At 55.2% G+C, this 17,143-nt stretch carries 16 protein-coding genes; 10 read left to right on the forward strand and 6 right to left on the reverse strand.

From position 1 onward, the window contains the following. Positions 1-89: 89 nt before the first annotated feature. The 7 genes from B3K78_RS02805 to gorA are packed head-to-tail and all read left to right on the forward strand — an operon-like array spanning position 90 to position 8,882. A complete protein-coding gene (locus B3K78_RS02805) occupies positions 90-2,423 on the forward strand; it encodes a DNA translocase FtsK (protein WP_414711277.1) in 2,334 nt (777 codons plus the stop codon). A 9-nt stretch (positions 2,424-2,432) separates the two neighbouring features. Then, positions 2,433-3,032, forward strand: a complete 600-nt coding sequence (lolA, locus tag B3K78_RS02810; protein WP_286694219.1) for an outer membrane lipoprotein periplasmic chaperone LolA — start codon at positions 2,433-2,435, stop codon at positions 3,030-3,032. Further along, the gene (locus B3K78_RS02815) at positions 3,029-4,321 is read left to right on the forward strand and encodes a replication-associated recombination protein A (protein ID WP_286694220.1); all 1,293 of its coding nucleotides are present in this window, start codon (positions 3,029-3,031) and stop codon (positions 4,319-4,321) included. Before lolA ends, B3K78_RS02815 begins: the two co-directional genes overlap by 4 nt. A 46-nt stretch (positions 4,322-4,367) precedes the next feature. Beyond that, positions 4,368-4,736: a fluoride efflux transporter CrcB gene (gene crcB / locus B3K78_RS02820; protein ID WP_027872497.1), complete on the forward strand. Its 369-nt coding sequence runs from the start codon at positions 4,368-4,370 to the stop codon at positions 4,734-4,736. A gap of 32 nt (positions 4,737-4,768) precedes the next feature. After that, entirely contained in the window at positions 4,769-6,076 is a 1,308-nt protein-coding gene (gene serS, locus B3K78_RS02825) for a serine--tRNA ligase (protein ID WP_286694221.1), read from the forward strand. Further along, complete coding sequence (gene cysG, locus B3K78_RS02830) at positions 6,076-7,476, forward strand: siroheme synthase CysG (RefSeq protein WP_204995378.1); 1,401 nt, start codon at positions 6,076-6,078, stop codon at positions 7,474-7,476. Before serS ends, cysG begins: the two co-directional genes overlap by 1 nt. Before the next feature lie 53 nt (positions 7,477-7,529). Beyond that, positions 7,530-8,882 (forward strand): glutathione-disulfide reductase, encoded by a 1,353-nt coding sequence (gene gorA, locus B3K78_RS02835; protein WP_286694222.1) that lies wholly within the window; start codon positions 7,530-7,532, stop codon positions 8,880-8,882. Between the two features lie 25 nt (positions 8,883-8,907). Here gorA and B3K78_RS02840 read toward each other — a convergent pair whose 3' ends face one another. Then, a complete protein-coding gene (locus B3K78_RS02840; RefSeq protein WP_286694223.1) occupies positions 8,908-11,031 on the reverse strand; it encodes a carboxy terminal-processing peptidase in 2,124 nt (707 codons plus the stop codon). A 137-nt stretch (positions 11,032-11,168) separates the two neighbouring features. Between B3K78_RS02840 and B3K78_RS02845 the strand changes: the two genes are divergently transcribed. After that, positions 11,169-11,540 carry a nuclear transport factor 2 family protein gene (locus B3K78_RS02845; protein WP_286694224.1) on the forward strand — a complete coding sequence of 124 codons (372 nt, stop codon included), beginning with the start codon at positions 11,169-11,171 and terminating at the stop codon, positions 11,538-11,540. 25 nt (positions 11,541-11,565) lie between these two features. Here the strand turns inward: B3K78_RS02845 and modC are convergent, their stop codons facing one another. The 4 genes from modC to B3K78_RS02865 all read right to left on the reverse strand — a co-directional run bounded on the left by modC (position 11,566) and on the right by B3K78_RS02865 (position 14,741). Then, positions 11,566-12,609 carry a molybdenum ABC transporter ATP-binding protein gene (gene modC, locus B3K78_RS02850; protein WP_286694225.1) on the reverse strand — a complete coding sequence of 348 codons (1,044 nt, stop codon included), beginning with the start codon at positions 12,607-12,609 and terminating at the stop codon, positions 11,566-11,568. 32 nt (positions 12,610-12,641) lie between these two features. Further along, on the reverse strand, positions 12,642-13,337 hold the full coding sequence (gene modB, locus B3K78_RS02855; RefSeq protein ID WP_286694226.1) for a molybdate ABC transporter permease subunit: 696 nt from the start codon (positions 13,335-13,337) through the stop codon (positions 12,642-12,644). Further along, on the reverse strand, positions 13,334-14,077 hold the full coding sequence (gene modA / locus B3K78_RS02860) for a molybdate ABC transporter substrate-binding protein (RefSeq protein ID WP_286694227.1): 744 nt from the start codon (positions 14,075-14,077) through the stop codon (positions 13,334-13,336). The genes modB and modA overlap by 4 nt, the downstream gene beginning before the upstream one ends. Positions 14,078-14,141: 64 nt before the next feature. Continuing rightward, positions 14,142-14,741: a TetR/AcrR family transcriptional regulator gene (locus tag B3K78_RS02865; protein WP_286694228.1), complete on the reverse strand. Its 600-nt coding sequence runs from the start codon at positions 14,739-14,741 to the stop codon at positions 14,142-14,144. Positions 14,742-14,835: 94 nt separating this feature from the next. On the opposite strand from B3K78_RS02865, the gene B3K78_RS02870 reads away from it, so the two are divergent. Next, a complete protein-coding gene (locus B3K78_RS02870; RefSeq protein WP_286694229.1) occupies positions 14,836-15,627 on the forward strand; it encodes a crotonase/enoyl-CoA hydratase family protein in 792 nt (263 codons plus the stop codon). Between the two features lie 121 nt (positions 15,628-15,748). On the opposite strand, the gene B3K78_RS02875 is transcribed toward B3K78_RS02870, so the two are convergent. After that, complete coding sequence (locus tag B3K78_RS02875; RefSeq protein WP_286694230.1) at positions 15,749-16,078, reverse strand: helix-turn-helix domain-containing protein; 330 nt, start codon at positions 16,076-16,078, stop codon at positions 15,749-15,751. Positions 16,079-16,431: 353 nt separating this feature from the next. On the opposite strand from B3K78_RS02875, the gene B3K78_RS02880 reads away from it, so the two are divergent. Next, entirely contained in the window at positions 16,432-17,013 is a 582-nt protein-coding gene (locus tag B3K78_RS02880) for a hypothetical protein (protein WP_286694231.1), read from the forward strand. The last annotated feature ends 130 nt before the right edge of the window (positions 17,014-17,143 follow it).

Below are 17,143 nucleotides of genomic sequence, written 5' to 3' on the forward strand. Positions count from 1 at the left end.
TATTGGGCCAAATTTCGCGGTTTCAACCGCTTCGCTTGCGCCCGCGCAGTGTTTTATCGCTACGAAGATAAGAAGGAAGCCGATTTCCCTTGGCAAAGACCACGAAGTCAAAGAACAACACTCCCGACAAAGGCCGCGACACCCTGCATTTGCGTTTGCGCGAAGGGCTGCTTATCGCTCTGGTCGCGGCCTGCCTGTACATTTTTGTCTCGCTAATCAGCTATAGCGCCGCCGACCCCGGTTGGTCGAGAACGGGCAGTGGGGAAGATATCGCTAACGCCGGTGGCCCCGTCGGCGCCTGGCTTGCCGATGTGTTTTATGCATTGTTCGGCTACATGGCCTATCTCTTTCCCGCCATGCTGGCCTTTCGGGCGATACAACTGTTTCGCGACCGCCTGCATGCCAACGGTTTCGACTCTGTTGTCTTCGCCTTGCGTTGCATCGGTTTTGTGTTGGTAATGATCGCCAGCACCGGCCTGGCCGCCACGGAAGATCACGGCAACAGTGGCTTGCCATTCGGTGCGGGGGGCGTTCTGGGCGATGCCATCGGCAGCGCAACCGTCGCCGGTTTCAGTTACTTCGGCAGTCATCTGCTGCTATTGGCGATCTTTTTGTTCGGAATGACGGTATTCACCGACCTGTCCTGGCTGAAATTAATAGACCGTCTTGGGGGCATTACGCTCACGCTTTATGCGCGCCTTCAGGATCGCTACTACCAATTCCTCCAGCAGCGGGCAGAGCGCAAGGCCTCTCGCGAGGCGCAGCAACAGCGCAAGGAGTCGGTGGCCAAGAAAAACGAGATACAAAAGACCCGAACTGCACCGGCTATCGCGCCGCCGCCCAAGCCTGCCGCACCATCGGCGCGTGTAGAGAAAGAGCGTCAAACTTCGCTGTTTGACGGCATTGTCACCGGCAGCTTGCCATCATTGTCGCTACTCGATCCGGCGGAACACCACCCAGACAAAGGCTTCTCTCCTGAGACGCTGGAGGCGATGTCGCGGCTGCTCGAAATTAAGCTGTTGGATTTTGGTGTCTCAGCAAAGGTTGTCGCAGTGTTTCCGGGACCGGTAATTACGCGCTTCGAACTGGAGCCAGATGCAGGCGTTAAAGTAAGTAAAATCAGCAACTTGGTTAAGGATCTTGCTAGATCACTTGCAGTCGTCAGTGTGCGCGTCGTGGAGGTTATTCCAGGCAAGCCCTACGTTGGCATAGAAATTCCCAATGAAGATCGCGAGATCGTGAACTTCCGCGAGGTGCTTTCCTCTCAGGCTTTTGAGGCCTCTAAGTCCGCACTCACGCTGGCCCTGGGGCACGACATCTCGGGAGAGCCGGTTTGCGCCGACCTCGCTAAGATGCCGCACTTATTAGTTGCCGGTACGACGGGTTCCGGTAAATCGGTCGGCGTTAACGCGATGCTGCTTAGCTTGCTGTACAAGTCATCGCCGGAGGAAGTTCGCCTGCTGTTGGTGGACCCCAAGATGCTTGAGCTATCGGTCTACGACGGCATTCCCCATCTGCTGACGCCAGTCATTACCGATATGAAAGATGCCGCCAACGGATTGCGCTGGTGTGTTGCTGAAATGGAGCGGCGCTACAAATTAATGTCAGCAATGGGCGTTCGGAACCTGGCGGGCTTCAACCGCAAGATCAAGGATGCCATCCAAAGCGGCGAACCCATCAAAGACCCCTTGTTCGTGCCAGACGAGAACTACCAGCCCGGCCTTGAAGAGGCGCTCGCGCCCGACCTTGAGCCGCTGCCCGCTATTGTGGTGGTCATCGACGAATTTGCTGACATGATGATGATCGTGGGTAAAAAGGTTGAAGAACTTATCGCACGAATTGCTCAAAAGGCCCGTGCGGCGGGTATTCATTTGATTCTTGCCACCCAGCGCCCGTCTGTTGATGTCATTACCGGCTTGATCAAAGCCAACGTGCCCACACGGATTGCGTTTCAGGTTTCGTCGAAAATCGATTCGCGCACAATTCTTGACCAAGGTGGTGCAGAGCAGCTGCTTGGCCACGGTGACATGTTGTACTTGCCACCCGGTTCCGGCCTGCCTGTGCGGGTGCACGGCGCCTTCTGTAGTGATGATGAGGTGCACAGAGTTGTTGCCGATTGGAAAAAGCGGGGAGAACCTCGCTATATCGATGGTCTATTAGAGGAGGGTAGCAGCAGCGATGCCATGCCAGGCATGGCCCCGGAAGGGGGCGATGACGACGGTGAGGCCGATGCGCTCTACGATGAAGCGGTTCGCTTTGTTACCCAAAGCCGTCGGGCGTCGATCTCCTCTGTGCAGCGTAAACTGCGCATTGGCTACAATCGCGCTGCTCGATTGATAGAAACCATGGAGTCTGCAGGTGTGGTCTCCGAGATGGCCAGCAACGGCAGCAGAGAAGTTCTGGCGCCGCCACCGGTCGAATAGGATCTTCTTATGTACAACGCCTTTATGGCCCTCGTTATTAGCGTAATATTCGCGGTGCCAACACACGCCAGTGATGTTGCGCAACTGCACTTGCACTTATCCTCTCTGGAAACCCTGCAAGCCCAGTTTGAGCAAGAGGTTCGCGATGAAAGCGGCAACGTTTTGCAGCTCACCCGCGGCGAACTTGCGGTAGAGCGACCCAACAAGCTTCGCTGGGAGAGCCGTGAGCCTTTTCACTACCAACTTATTAGCGACGGTGTAACGCTATGGCGTTACGACGCCGACTTGGAGCAGCTCAATAGCGAGCCATTTAGCGAGGAGCTGGCAGAAGCACCGGCGATGATTATTGGCGCCAGCATTGAACAGCTAGAAAGCCAGTTTGATGTGCGGTTTAACAAACAGGGTGCACTGCGGGAGTTTATTCTCACGCCGAAACAACCCGGCATGTTCAGCCAAATGAGTATGCGCTTTCGCCAGGGCAAACTTATCGGCATGAGTATGCGCGACAACCTGGAACAGTACACAGAGGTGAAATTTATCAAGCCGCGCTACAACGTACCGCTGGCTGACGACACCTTCATCTTTTCTGAAACCAATGCCCCCTCATGAGTAACCCCGCGCCGCTGGCGGCGCGTATGCGCCCGCAATCACTCGCTGAATACCGCGGACAGGCGCATTTGCTCGCTGAAGGCCAAGCGCTGCGCACAGCGCTTGATTCTGGCCAGCTTCACTCGATGATTTTTTGGGGGCCGCCGGGAGTTGGCAAGACCACCCTGGCGAGATTGATCGCCCAGCATAGCGACGCTCACTTTATTACGGTCTCAGCGGTACTCGCGGGCGTAAAGGATATACGTCAGGCCGTTGAAGAGGCCAAGCGGGAGCGCCAGTACGGTCGCCGGACGGTCTTGTTTATCGATGAAGTACACCGTTTTAACAAGGCCCAGCAAGATGCCTTTCTTCCCTATGTGGAGGATGGAACACTAATTTTCGTCGGTGCCACTACCGAAAACCCCAGTTTCGAGATCAATAACGCACTGCTATCGCGCGCCCGGGTGTACCCGCTTCACGCGCTTGATGCCGAGAGTCAGCTGGCAATTTTACGCCACGCCTGTGAAGAGGAAGGCTGGCAGTGTAGTGATGAACTGTTGTCAGAGCTCGCTCTGCAGGCAGACGGCGATGCGCGCCGAGCGCTTAACCTGCTAGAGCTCGCAATGGACATCATGCGCGACCGGGGCGACGAACAAACGATTGACGCCGACGCTGTCTCGCAGGCAATGAGCCATCAACCCCGGCGCTTCGACAAAGGCGGCGACCTGTTTTACGAGCAGATCTCCGCCTTGCACAAGTCGGTAAGAGGCAGTTCACCCGACGGTGCTCTGTACTGGCTTATTCGCATGCTCGACGGCGGCTGCGATCCTATTTACGTCGCGCGGCGCTTGGTACGGATGGCCAGCGAAGATATCGGTAATGCCGACCCCAGAGCCCTGAGGATCTGCCTTGACGCCTGGGATGTACAAGAGCGCCTCGGCAGTCCGGAAGGCGAGTTGGCACTGGCGCAAGCCGTGGCCTATTTGGCTGCCGCGCCCAAGAGTAACGCTGTCTATACGGCCTTTAACGCCTTAAAAAAACGCATCGCCAGCGACCCAAGTCACGATGTGCCCATGCACCTACGCAACGCGCCCAGCAAGTTAATGAAAGCCCAGGGCTTTGGCGAGGGCTATCGCTACGCCCACGATGAGCCCGACGCATACGCCGCCGGGGAGAGCTATTTGCCGGAAGCCCTTCACGGTGAGCATTTCTACCAACCCGTCGACCGCGGTTTGGAGCGAAAAATTGCTGAAAAAATGCGTTATTTACAGCAACTGGATGCACAAAGCCCGCATAAGCGTTATCCGTGAGCGCAGTTCTTGCTAAAATGCCCGCTTTAACCAACAGGGAAAGCGCGTGCTGCAATATCTACTGATCGCCTTAGGTGGTGCCAGCGGCGCGCTGAGTCGCTACGGTATTGGCCGGCTTTGCCAGGTGCTACCCGCGAGCCAATGGCCAGTGGCAACCTTTGCAGTGAATGTGCTCGGCTCCGCCGCCATTGGCGTTGTATACGTGCTGATTACCGAGCGCAGCACCTTGCACAGCGACTGGCGCTATGTGTTGATGGTCGGCTTTTTTGGTGCCTTCACCACCTTTTCCACGTTTTCCCTTGAGTCTGTGGCGCTGTTGGAGGCGGGCAAACCGCTGCTGGCGCTGGCCTACATGCTCACTACTGTTACCACATGTGTACTGGCCTGCTGGCTAGGAATAATCGCTACAAGATAGCTTAAATATCAAAGGTTTGGAGAGTTTATATAATGTTGGATATCAAGCAGCTTCGCCAGGACCCGGACGCCGTGGCAGCCGCCTTGAAGAAAAAGGCCTACGACTTCGACGTGGCGCATTTTCAACAACTCGATACCCGTCGCAAGCAAGCCGATGTGGAAAGTCAGGAGCTGCTTGCACAGCGCAAACAAGCCTCTAAGCAAATTGGCGAATTAGTAAAGAGCGGCCTGTCGGTCGATGAGGCCAAAGCCAAGGTAAATGAAACCCTGGCAACTATAGAAGCGAGCCTCGAGCGCGTAAAAAATGAAGCCAAGGCTGCGAACGACGAACTCGACGCGGTGTTGATGGCTGTACCCAATGTACCGGTAGAGGAAGTGCCCGAAGGTGCAGACGAGGACGCCAATGTAGAGATTTCGCGCTGGGGCGAGCCGCGCCAGTTCGACTTCGATGTTAAAGATCACGTGGATGTCGGCGGCAACCTCGGTGGGCTGGATTTCGATACCGCAAGTAAAATTACCGGCAGTCGCTTTGCCATTATGCGCGGCGGTTTGGCGCGTCTGCACCGCGCACTCACGCAGTTTATGCTCAACACGCACACCGGTGAGCACGGCTACCAAGAAGTTTACGTGCCCTATATCGTCAACAGCGATTCACTGCGCGGCACCGGGCAGCTGCCTAAATTTGAAGAAGACCTGTTTCGCCTTAACAGCGAATCTGAGTACTACCTGATCCCCACCGCGGAAGTGCCGGTTACCAATATGCTGCGCGATGTTATCGTCGAAGCGGACGAGCTGGGAGAGGGCTTAAAGTTCACCGCCCATACACCGTGCTTCCGCTCAGAGGCGGGCAGCTACGGCCGTGATACCCGCGGAATGATTCGCCAGCACCAGTTTGAAAAAGTGGAGCTGGTGCAGTTCGTTAAGCCCGGCGATTCTGCCCAAGCGCTGGAAACCCTGACAGGGCACGCCGAAGCCATTTTGCAAAAGCTGGAGCTGCCTTACCGCAAGGTCTTGCTCTGCGGTGGTGATCTTGGCTTTTCCGCGCAAAAAACCTACGACCTGGAAGTGTGGCTACCGGCCCAAAACACCTACCGGGAGATCTCCTCTTGCAGTAATTTCGGCGACTTCCAGGCGCGCCGTATGATGGCCCGCTGGCGCAACCCCGAAACCGGTAAACCTGAGCTGCTCCACACCCTGAACGGCTCAGGGCTGGCAGTGGGGCGAACACTGGTCGCCATACTGGAAAATTACCAGCGCGCCGACGGCTCGGTGGCCATACCGAGTGTATTGCAGCCCTATATGGGCAATATTGAGCAACTCAGCGCTGAGGAACTTGGCTGATGGACTTTTTGCCGCTGTTCACCAAACTCGACGGTAAGACCTGTTTGCTGGTGGGCGGTGGCGAAGTCGCCTTGCGCAAAGCCCGGCTTCTCAGTAAAGCAGGAGCGATACTGCGCGTTGTCGCCCCGGATATTGCCCCTGAGCTGGAACAGCTTGCCCGTGAATCGGGGCAATGTTTGCACGCGGATTACCGCTTGGATTACCTGGATGGCGTGTTTTTAGTCATCGCCGCCACCGATGACCAAGCCCTCAATGAGCAAGTGTCGCGGGACTGCAACGCGCGCAATATTCCGGTAAATGTGGTGGATAACCCGCCGCTGTGCAGCTTTATTTTGCCGGCAATTATCGATCGTTCGCCCATCGTGGTGGCAGTGAGCAGTGGCGGTAAAAGCCCGGTGCTGGCCCGGATGATTCGCTCGCGGTTGGAATCGAGCATTCCCGCCGCTTACGGGCGACTAGCCGGTTTGGTCGGACAATTTCGCGACGCCGTTAAAGCCCGTTTTGACGACATAGAAGATCGCCGTGACTTCTGGGAGCAAACGCTCCAGGGGCCTGTGGCGGAGATGGTCTATGCCGGGCAAGAACAAGCGGCCGGCGAAATGCTCAGCAAATTGATCAATGAGGCAGAGCTTCGTCCTGGCGGCGAGGTATACCTTATTGGTGCTGGGCCCGGCGACCCCGACTTAATGACGTTTAAGGCGCTGCGGCTATTACAGCGCGCGGATGTTGTGCTGTACGACCGCTTGGTCGCACCGGAAATCGTCGAGTTGTGCCGCAAAGATGCCGAGCGTATTTTCGTGGGCAAAGCGCGCTCGAATCATGCGGTGCCCCAGCAAGACATCAACGCCTTGTTGGTTGAACACGCCAAGCAGGGCCGAAAAGTCGCTCGCTTAAAAGGCGGTGACCCCTTTATTTTTGGGCGCGGCGGTGAGGAAATTGAGCAGCTGGCAAACGAATCGATCCCTTTTCAGGTTGTGCCAGGCGTAACTGCTGCGGCTGGTTGTGCGAGCTATGCCGGTATACCGTTGACCCACCGCGACTACGCGCAGTCAGTGCGTTTTGTTACCGGCCATTTGAAAGATAACAGCATCAACCTGCCCTGGGCCGAGCTGGTTCATGGCCACCAAACGATCGTTTTTTACATGGGCCTGGTTGGCCTGCCGGTGATCTGCGAGCAGCTCATCGCCCACGGTCGAAGCGCCGATACACCAATCGCTCTGGTGCAACAGGGCACCACGCGCCATCAAAAGGTCGTGGTAGCCACCTTGGCAACCATGGTTGAGGAAGTGGCAAAAAATCCCGTTAAAGCCCCCACGCTGATTATTGTTGGCGAAGTGGTCAGCTTGCGAGAAAAACTGGCCTGGTACGAGCACTACGATCTCGCGTCGCCAAGTTTGTAACATCGGTCGCTGCGGCGAGTCCCAATGCCATATTCACTTGATTCGGAGGTTTTGTGAGTCAGTTTGATTACGATCTGTTTGTCATTGGTGCCGGTAGCGGCGGTGTTCGCGCGGCGAGAATGTCAGCGTCGATGGGCGCCCGAGTGGCCGTGGCCGAAGCCCGTTATCTGGGTGGCACCTGCGTTAATGTCGGCTGCGTGCCTAAAAAACTGTTTAGCTATGCGGCCCACTTCACCGAGAACTTCCACGATGCCGCCAGCTTTGGGTGGGATGTTTCGCACGGCCCGATCGACTGGCCGCGCCTGCGCGACAATAAAACCCGCGAAATTGAGCGTTTGAATGGCATCTACGGCAATATTCTCAAAAATGCCAATGTTGACCTGATCAACGGTCACGCGCGCTTTGTCGACGAGCATACAGTGGACGTGAACGGCAAACACTATCGCGCCGAACGGATTCTTATTGCTGTTGGGGGCTGGCCCTATATCCCCGATGTGCCGGGGAAAGAGCACGCCATTAGCTCCAATGAGCTGTTTTATCTCGATGAGCTTCCCAAGCATGCCACGGTAGTGGGCGGAGGCTATATTGCCACCGAATTTGCCGGCATCCTCAACGGCCTGGGGGTTAAGGTCACACAAATTTACCGTCGCTCGCTGTTTCTGCGTGGCTTTGATGAGGAAATACGCGGCCACCTTGCAGAGGAAATGCGCCAGCGCGGCATCGAACTGCGTTTCAATGAAAACGTCACTGCAATCGAGAAAACCGCCGACGGCTTGCAGCTTCAGCTGGAGAGCGGCGGCGTGCTGAATACCGGCGCTGTGCTTTATGCCACCGGGCGCCAGCCGCTACTCGAGGGACTTGGGCTCGAAAACACCCGGGTTGCACTCAACGAGCAGGGCTTTATTGCCGTGTCGGACACCTTCCAAACGGCGGCGCCCAGTATTTACGCACTGGGTGATGTCATCGGTGGCATGGAACTGACGCCTGTGGCGCTCGCCGAAGGAATGAATCTCGCTCGGCGACTCTATGGCGGCATTGACCAGGCGATGGACTACGAATACATTCCCACCGCGATCTTCTGCCAACCCAATATTGGAACGGTTGGCTACAGCGAGGAACAAGCGCGGGAGAAATTTGGCGATATCAGCGTGTTTACGTCGCATTTCAAACACCTGAAACACACCCTCACTGAGAATCCGTCAAAGGTATTTTTGAAGCTGATCGTCGATAAAGCCTCAGACCGCGTTGTCGGCGTTCATATGCTCGGAGATGATGCCGGCGAGTTAATCCAGGGCTTTGCAGTGGCGATAAAGGCGGGGGCAACCAAAGCCGTTTTCGACGCCACTATTGGCATTCACCCCACGGTCGCTGAAGAGTTTGTGACCATGCGCGAGGCCAGCCGATAAGCTGGCCTTCAAGGGAAGGCCCTTTTTAGGGCCGCCCGGCGAGTCTTTCCTGCTGGAACGCGGGAATCGCGTCCACCAGAATATGGCCGGCCTCATTTAGCAGCGGGTCAGGGCGTTTGTCTTTCTCTTCACCCTCATTCTCCGCCTCGGTATCCGGGCTGATCAACAGATCATCCGGGGTATCGAGCTCGTCATCTTTCAGCACATCCAAGGGCTTTTCACCCTTGGCCACACGACGGCGGTTTTCCATCGCCAGCTGCAGGGCTTTTTGCTCTTCGCGCTCTTTTTTACGCTTGGCAATATTCAGCGACAGGTACTTTCTGTCGCGATATTTTTCTATTGCCGCTAATTGCTCTTTCAAAAACCGAAAATCAGGGTCTTTAGCAACGCGCTCCTCGTGGCGTTTTTCCAATTTATCCAGACCGCTGCGCAGGTCGTAATAATAGCTGTGGCGAGCGCGCGCGATGCGGTCCCACGCCATCGCATTGTCGAGAATGCTCTCGCCAATCTGCTCGGAATCGTAGAGGGGAGGGAAACTGATATCGGGAATCACGCCGCGGTTTTGGGTGCTGTCACCCGAAATGCGGTAAAACTTCGACTCGGTCATTTTTAACTGACCGTGACTCAGCGGGTTTACCGACTGCACCGTTCCCTTACCGAAAGACTGGGTACCGATCACAATACCGCGCTGGTAGTCCTGAATGGCACCGGCGAAAATCTCCGACGCAGATGCGCTCATGCGGTTGATCAATACCGCCAGCGGGCCGGTGTAGTAGGGCGAGCTGCGGCGCTTACCTTCGCGAATCACCCGGGAATTGGACTGGCGTATCTGCACCGTCGGCCCCGATTCAATGAACAGGCCCACCAAACCGTTGGCCTCGGCAAGCGAGCCGCCGCCATTGTCACGCAGGTCGATCACAATACCTTCCGCGCCCTCAGCCAGTAGTTCACCTAAGATGCGATGCACATCGCGGGTGGTGCTGCGGAAGTCTGGGTCACCCATGCGGAAGGCGTCAAAATCCAAGTAAAAGGTGGGGATATCGATAACCCCAATCTTTCTAACCTTGCCCGAGGCATCTTCAATATCAAGGATCTCTCCCTTGGCACTTTGCTCTTCGAGCTTCACCTCGTTGCGCTCGATCACAATTTCCTTGCGCTCTTCGTCGCTATGCGCCAGCGCAGGAATAACCTCTAAGCGCACAACCGATCCCTTCGGGCCGCGAATCAGGTCGACAACATCGTCCAGGCGCCAGCCAATTACATCCTGCATATCACCCTTCTTGCCCTGGGCAACACCGACAATACGGTCTGCAGGCTGCAACTCACCCTGTTTATCGGCAGGGCCGGCAGGCACCAGTCGCACGATCTTGGTGTAGTCGTCTTCCATTTGCAGAACAGCGCCGATCCCCTCGAGCTTCAGGCTCATATTAATCTGGAAGTTTTCCGACAGCCTTGGCGAAAAGTAATCGGTGTGGGGGTCATACAGCGACGCGAGCGCGTTCGCGTAGATTTGAAAGGCGTCTTCCGCCTCGAGCTGAGTCAGGCGTTTCACCTGATTGCGGAAACGCTTCTCCAGTAACTCAACGATGGCTTTATCTTCTTTGCCCGCCAGCTTTAAACCGAGAACACGATTTTTCAGTTGCTTGCGCCAAATCTCATCAGCTTCGGTCTGATTTTTTGGCCAGGGCTGTTCGGAGCGGTCCAGCAAAAAGCTCTCGTCGACACTGAAATCCATCGCTGCAACGGTTTTTTCCAGATCGTCTAGGCTGCGCTCCAAACGGCTCACGATACGTTGACGATAGCGGTTAAAAATCAGAAAACCTGTATCCAGGCGACCTTTTTTCAGTTCATCGTCCAGGCGGTCGCGGTATTGCTGAAAACTGGCAATGTCCTCGGCGAGTAAAAACTGTCGATTAGGGTCCAGGTCATTGAGGTAGGCATCCAACAAACGCGACGATGAGGCGTCATCAACCGCCAATTTTACATAGTGGCTGCTATTGAGTTGGTTGAGCATGTCGCGAATCGCCTTGCGATGCTCTTTGCTGGGTTCTAAGTCGGTCAGCGCATGGGCGGGCGACAGCAAGAATAAAAAGAAGAGTGAAACGCTAGCGAAAAGGGTGCGCGACGAACGATGTTGAGTAAAAAGCATAAATTACCTGTGTTTTTCCGCTGTGGTTCAGCCTTACGACTAATTTTCCGGTGATTTCCTATCAGCGGATTTCCCGTATCGGTATACCGCGTTACACTGAAAATATCCACTTAGGCTAACTGATGGAGCCCGCAATTGTGAGTAAAAACCCTAAAGTGACAGCCGTTGAAACATATATCAAGGCACTGACTGAGCACGACCTCGGCGCAATTGACGCACTTTTTGATGACAACGCTACCGTGGAAGACCCAGTCGGTGGAGATGTCATTCGCGGTAAGGACGCTATTCTAGGATTCTACAAGACCGCATTTAGTTCCGGCATTTCTGCAAGATTAGAGGGCGCGGTGCGCTTAGCCGCTAACCATGCAGTGTTTCCCTTTGTGGTAGAACTCAACCCCGGCAACGGCGAAATGCGCCTGGAAGTCATCGACCAATTCACCTTTAATGACGACGGAAAAATCTGTGCAATGAAGGCATTTTGGGGTGAGGAGAACATGACAACCCCCTAACTCAGCCCCGCCAAATGCCTGTCACCTAGCGAATGATCGCCACCGACTTAATTTGTGCAAAGACCGACATACCCACGGTTAAGCCCAAGTGGTCGATACTTCGCCGGGTGAGCCTCGCCAATAGGCGCTCGCTACCCAGCTGCAATGTTAGTACCTGCATGGCGCCTACCGCCTCATCACTGATTGCCGTTATCGAGCAGGGCAGCACATTCAAAATACTGCTGTCGCCGTGGGCCGACAGGCTAATACTCACGTCCTGCGCCCGAATACGCAGGCGCTGCTCGCTCCCTAAGGCTTCATCGTTGTGTTGTACCCAAAGTGCACCCCCATTAAAGGCCAATTCCGCGAGTTGCCATTGCTCATCAATGCGGTTCACCCTGGCACGCAGTACCGCCGACACATCCGCGCTGCCCGGTCGGGCGATCACCTGCTGCATGAGCAGCTCTTCCATTGGCCCGTAGTGGCTGACTTTGCCGTTTTCCAGCATTAGCAGAGTATCAGCGAGGCGGCACACCTCATCAACAGAGTGGCTGACATACAGAATAGGAATATTCGACGCGCGGCAGAGTGTTTCCAGATAGGGCAATATCTCGGCTTTTCTGCGGTCATCCAGGCCGGATAAGGGCTCGTCCATCAGCAGCAACTCTGGGCCGATTAACAGCGCTCGCGCAATCGCCACACGCTGGCGTTCTCCCCCTGATAACTGATCTGGCCGGTGCGACATCAATGCGGCAAGGTCCAACAAGCCCACCACTTCTTCCAATGCCGGCGCCTGGGGCGCTGCACGCCGCTGAGCATAGCGGAGGTTGCCCGCCACACTGAGGTGTGGAAACAAGCTCGCCTCTTGAAAAACGTAGGCGATCGGCCGGCGGTGGCAGGGTAGGCAGTGGCGCCCTTGCTGCCAGCAAGCGTCGCCAAAAAACAACTCGCCGCGAGCGCGCTGTAAGCCTGCGATGCAGCGCAGCAACGTTGTTTTCCCGGAGCCGGAAGGACCAAATATCGCCGTAACACGGTCCATTGGCAGCGAGAACTCGGCATCAAGCGCGAACTTGTCGCCGGGAAACGCCAATCTAAAATGACCTGAAAGCTGCTTTACCACGGCTAGAAACCCAATACTTTTGCTGAGCGCTTGCGGCTGCGAAGCCCATGCAGCAGTAGCATGGTAATAAAGGATAGCGCCAACATCAGCGCGGCGAGGCGATGCGCACGGGGGTAGTCGAGGGCTTCCACATGTTCATACAGCTGCACCGAGAGCACCTGGGTTTCACCCGGAATATTGCCGCCAATCATCAGCACCACACCAAACTCACCCAGCGTGTGGGCAAAACCCAGCACCGCCGCGGTGATAAACCCCGTTCGGCACAACGGTAATAACACCGTGAAGAAACGGTCAATCGGGCCGGCACGCAAGGTGGAGGCCACTTCAAAAGGGCGCTCGCCCATGCTTTCCATTGCGTTTTGTATGGGCTGTACCACAAAGGGCAGCGAATAAAACAAGGAGCCAATCACCAAGCCCGTAAAGCTGAACGCCAGGCTCCCCATCCCCATACGCTCGCTCAGGTAGCCTATGGGCCCGTCCGGCCCCATTGCCAGGAGCAAATAAAAGCCAAGCACTGTAGGCGGTAGTATCAATGGCAGGGTGATCAGCGCCGCTACCGGAGCGCGCAACCAAGAGCGGCTGCGGCTTAGCCACCACGCCAGCGGTGTCGAAATCACCAACAGTAAAACAGTGACGACCAGTGCCAATTTCAGGGTAAGTAAAAGCGCGGTCATATCCTGGCTATCGAACCCAATCATTCTGCGCCCTCCAGTGTGGGCAGCTGATAACCATCGTTACGAATGATCTGCTTAGCAACATCGGTTTGTAAAAACATCAGAAACGCCCGGGCTGCCTCAATATCGTCACAGCGAGTTAGCACCACTCGCTGCTGCCTGATCGGCCGGTGCCAGTCATCGGGAATTAACCAATAATCGGTGGACGAGGGGGGCATCTGGGCGCGCGCTAACAGGCCCGCGTCCGCATTTTTGGAATGCACAAATTGGTAGGCCTGGGCGATATTTTCACCGACTACCAGTCGTTTTGCCGCCGCTTTTTCTAGCTTCAAATGCCGCAAAACATCTTGTGCTGCTCGCCCGTAAGGGGCCAAACGCGGATTGGCAATGGCAAAGCGCGAATAGTGAAATGCTGCCAGTTCACGCTGCCCATCTTTTTTTACCGGCCACAGCACTAAGCGGCCACGCGCATAGTCCTGGCGGCTGCCATCGATGACGAAGCCGCTTTCCTCCAGCGCTTTCGGGCGGGCGATATCAGCCGAGAAAAACATATCGAAGGGCGCACCTTGGCGAATTTGTGCGTATAGCTTGCCCGACGAACCGCGAACAAGCTCAGGTGACACTCCACCCAAGGTCGCGTAATGAGCGGCGAGCTTCTCCAGTGTGGGAGCGAAATTCGCGGCCACAGCAATACGCAGCGGCGCCGCTACTGCAGCGCCAGACCACATACATATCAATAACAGGCCAAACAGTCGGATCAACAACACAGGCACCCTAAAATCAGGCAGCTAGTCTCGACCAAATTTAGGTACGACACAAGCGGGCCCTCTACTTAGCCTCTATTCTGTTAGCCTCTAGTGCGTTTTGTGCGACAAGGGCTGCTGCGGCCTGACCCGCGTCGGTAATGTAGGCAGGGTCATGGTGGATCAACATACTTGACAGAGCGCCTTCCAGAAGTAAAAACACTTGCCTTGCGGTAAGCGCCGGCGTGGCCAGCCCTGCGGCGCTAAAGGCCTCAGTTAACCATTGCTCCACATTCTTTTTATGCCAAGATGCGGCTTTCATCGCCGGGTGCCCCGGTTTGTTCGCCAGCTCTCCGGCTGTGCGCTGAAAACCGCAGCCGCGCCATTTTGGGTGGCTGGTCGCCCTGGCCACATTGGCAAATATCGCTGCTACCTTGTCGGTGACTTCCCCATCTTGCTCGGCGAACGCCTGCTGATAAGCAGCTAAATTCTGTTGGTCCCGCGAGCGTAAATACGCCGCTATCAAGTCATCCTTGCTGGCAAAGTGGTAGTACACCGTGCGTTTGGTAACCCCCGCCTTGTCGGCGATTGCATCAACACTCGTCGCCTTCACGCCCAGCAGGTAAAACAAAGTATTGGCCGCCTGCACAATCTTATCTTTGGTGTCGCCCTTGGCTTTCGTCATTAGGTATACCGTATAGTGAGTGTACTAAATGTTACGCCACTCCTATCCTCGTGAACAAGGTCTTTAACATCCCATTCACAACGAGGAAACGACGATGGACAGTACCGTATTATTTGAGCAACAGGGCGCGGTCGCACTGCTGACCTTAAACCGGCCAGAAAAATTAAATGCACTGAATTACGCCACAAATGATCGCCTACTACGCCTGCTCGACCAGATAGAAGATGACCCCAGCATTGCTGCCGTAATTCTCACTGGGGCAGGGGACAGAGCCTTTTCTGCTGGCGGCGACATTCATGAATTCACACAGAGCATTGAGCAAGGCACCGATATCGCTGTAAAAGCATTCGTTAACCGTGGCCAGCGCATGACGGCAAGGCTGGAGTCATTTCCCAAGCCTATTATCGTCGCCGTAAATGGCATCGCCTTTGGTGGTGGCTGCGAAATTACCGAGGCCGCTCACTTAGCGATTGCCAGCGAACGAGCCGTCTTCGCCAAACCGGAGATTAATATCGGCATTCCACCGACCTTTGGTGGCACCCAGCGCCTACCTAGGCTGGCAGGAAGAAAACGCGCACTAGAACTGCTGCTAACCGGAGACCAATTTTCAGCGCAGCGAGCCTATGAAATCGGCCTGGTAAATAGCGTCGTGCCCCATGAACAAATATTAAGCAGCGCCATGCAGATGGCCGAGCGCATTCTGCGCCATTCACCACTTGCGGCGGCGCGTATACTCTCGGCCGTTACACGCGGCATCAATACCACCATAGGCGAAGGCCTTGAGATCGAAAAACAACAGTTTGCTCGCATGGCCAGCACCGGCGACTGCAAAGAAGGCCTTCATGCCTGGATAGAACGGCGGCAACCACAGTACACAGGTAAGTGAGCACGACGGTAACGATTTCAAACAAAACCGACGATGAAGGCGAGCTGTGGTTAAAAGCTAAAAGCCCGCCATAACAAGGGGTCGCAAATGCCAACCTCTCGTTTTCATGCAAATACCTTATTTAACATAATATATATTGCGGCGCTGTTGATAAGGCCGGGAGCAGGGCGCTAACGCTCAGAATTGATGCCGCAGCTCCCGCGAACTTTAGCCAATAGTTTTTAACCACTTCGCTTTCTGCTCTTTCAGCGTGCTGGTCGGCAATTATCTTGTCAGCGCTGATACCAACAAATTCAGCAATTAGAATGCACTGCTCGTCGTCAAGAGTATGTCGCTTTCCATTTTTGTGGTTACTGAGCGCGCCCTGTGTCATCTGGATTTTTTCGGCCAGCTCGTAACCTCTGAGCCCGCTTTTTTCCATAGCCTGTTCTATCCAGTACTTTGACTTCATTTTTACTGCCTCTGATGTTGTCGCCTGTGAATATATTCAGCTGAAAAGCGAAAATAATCAACTTTGTCACTTGACATATATGTCAGGCGTGAATATTGTCACCTGTAAATATGTCGGGTGACAATAATACGGATTGGGTCAATGGATAGATCACAAAGGCTTACAAAGGGCGATAGGGCGGCTTTGCACGTTTTCTTCCTTTTTTGCTGCCCTGTATTTCTCGTCGCCTCAGCGCACGTTTCCGGCTTCTCATGGCCCCACGCTCTTGTCTCTGTAGCCTCTAGTATCTGGGCGGTGTTTGCCGCTTTCGGGGCGTGGGCCTTTTTTCTTCGCTCGCGCCAGGTGCGATTCTGATGACTTGCCCTGTTCTTGTTGGTTGTGAAGAGAGTCAGGTACTGACCAAAGCGTTTCGCGATAAGGGTATAGAAGCATATTCCTGCGATGTTCAGCCTACCAGGGGCAACCCTGGCTGGCATTTCCAGGCAGATATATTCGACGTCATTCCTATTTCTAGGTGGTCGTTAATTGTGCTTCACCCTGATTGCACTGCAATGGCGCTGAGCGGTAATCGTTGGTATGGGCAGGGCATGCCTCTTCACTCAAAGCGCAAGCAGGCAGTGGCTTGGACGATTGCGCTTTGGGAGCTGGCGCTCTCCTATTCGGATCGCGTGGCACTAGAAAATCCCGCAAGTGTCATATTCCCGCATCTTCCAGGCGTTCAATATATTCAGCCGTGGCAGTTCGGCCACGGTGAAACGAAGAAAACTGGCTTCGCTCGACACGGTTTACCCGAGCTTTCTCCCACTCAGATTGTCGAGGGCAGAGAACCGCGTATATGGAAGATGCCGCCTTCTCCGACCAGGAAGCGTGATAGGTCGGCCACCTTTCCTGGCATAGCCGCTGCGATTGCAGATCAGTGGGGGGGTGTAATCTAATGCCCGCTATCTGGCAAAACGAAGACGGCACTCTGCGCGATTTCAAGCGCGCCCCGTACTGGGTCGAGGAAGACTATCGCCAGTGGGGCCGCGGTTATCACTATGCCCACGTTCACAAGATGCACGAAGT

Source organism: Spongiibacter sp. UBA1325 (assembly GCF_002306875.1).
In the GTDB taxonomy this organism is placed as follows: domain Bacteria; phylum Pseudomonadota; class Gammaproteobacteria; order Pseudomonadales; family Spongiibacteraceae; genus Spongiibacter; species Spongiibacter marinus.

Excerpts from the sequence above, each read along its gene's own strand:
- lolA (WP_286694219.1), top strand. The coding sequence starts at position 2,433 with ATGTACAACGCCTTTATGGCCCTCGTTATTAGCGTAATATTCGCGGTG.
- B3K78_RS02815 (WP_286694220.1), top strand. The coding sequence starts at position 3,029 with ATGAGTAACCCCGCGCCGCTGGCGGCGCGTATGCGCCCGCAATCACTC.
- serS (WP_286694221.1), top strand. The coding sequence starts at position 4,769 with ATGTTGGATATCAAGCAGCTTCGCCAGGACCCGGACGCCGTGGCAGCC.
- cysG (WP_204995378.1), top strand. The coding sequence starts at position 6,076 with ATGGACTTTTTGCCGCTGTTCACCAAACTCGACGGTAAGACCTGTTTG.
- B3K78_RS02840 (WP_286694223.1), bottom strand. The coding sequence starts at position 11,031 with ATGCTTTTTACTCAACATCGTTCGTCGCGCACCCTTTTCGCTAGCGTT.
- modB (WP_286694226.1), bottom strand. The coding sequence starts at position 13,337 with ATGATTGGGTTCGATAGCCAGGATATGACCGCGCTTTTACTTACCCTG.
- B3K78_RS02865 (WP_286694228.1), bottom strand. The coding sequence starts at position 14,741 with ATGACGAAAGCCAAGGGCGACACCAAAGATAAGATTGTGCAGGCGGCC.
- B3K78_RS02870 (WP_286694229.1), top strand. The coding sequence starts at position 14,836 with ATGGACAGTACCGTATTATTTGAGCAACAGGGCGCGGTCGCACTGCTG.
- B3K78_RS02875 (WP_286694230.1), bottom strand. The coding sequence starts at position 16,078 with ATGAAGTCAAAGTACTGGATAGAACAGGCTATGGAAAAAAGCGGGCTC.
- B3K78_RS02880 (WP_286694231.1), top strand. The coding sequence starts at position 16,432 with ATGACTTGCCCTGTTCTTGTTGGTTGTGAAGAGAGTCAGGTACTGACC.